The following is a 692-nucleotide window of genomic DNA, read 5'->3' on the forward strand; positions in this document are numbered from 1 at the left end:
GCGGATCGTCGGCTGGGCGATGGCCGATCACATGCGGACCGAGTTGGTGAGCGATGCGCTGGCGATGGCGATCCACCAGCGCCGTCCCAGTGCCGGGGTGATCCATCACAGCGACAAGGGCAGCCAGCTCGGGTTCAAGGAGTCGTTGCAACACTGCCTGTCATTGAGCCTAGATGTTCGTTGAACGCCTCAGCGGGAGTACGCCAGCCGAGTGTCTTGCGGGGGCGACTGTTGAGCGCGGCGGCGACTGCGTCCAGATCGTTTCGGCTGTGCCTGCCCAGGTCAGTTCCCTTGGGAAAGTACTGTCGCAGCAGGCCGTTGGTGTTCTCGTTGGTGCCGCGCTGCCAGGGACTGTGCGGGTCGGCGAAGTAGACCTCCAGCCCGGTGTCGATGCGCAGCTGAACATGCTGGGCCATCTCCGCGCCCTGGTCCCAGGTCAGTGACCTACGCAGGTGCTCGGGCAGCGTAGCGATCGTGGCGGCTATGGCATCGCGCACGGCTTCGGCACCGTGCCCGGCAAGCGCCGGGCCGTTCTTGACCCGCCGGCCCTCGCCGTGGCCTTCCATCCGGGGCAAATGCAGCAACATCGTGAACCGGGTGGTGCGCTCGACCAGCGTGCCGATCGCGGAACTGCCCAAGCCGATAATGAGGTCGCCTTCCCAGTGCCCGGGCACGGCCCGGTCGGCGGCCTC

Annotated in this window: 1 protein-coding gene and 1 pseudogene; one reads left to right on the forward strand and one right to left on the reverse strand. The window is 66.8% G+C overall.

The genetic code is table 11. The features are described 5' to 3' along the window. Positions 1 to 127: pseudogene (locus QSK17_RS35710) on the forward strand (IS3 family transposase); the annotation flags it as partial. 7 nt (positions 128 to 134) lie between these two features. Here QSK17_RS35710 and QSK17_RS35715 read toward each other — a convergent pair. Then, positions 135 to 692, reverse strand: a 558-nt coding sequence (locus tag QSK17_RS35715) for an IS30 family transposase (RefSeq protein ID WP_285711122.1), incomplete at its 5' end; no start/stop codon positions are given.

The organism is Microtetraspora sp. NBRC 16547, from assembly GCF_030268965.1.
Taxonomy (GTDB): domain Bacteria; phylum Actinomycetota; class Actinomycetes; order Streptosporangiales; family Streptosporangiaceae; genus Microtetraspora.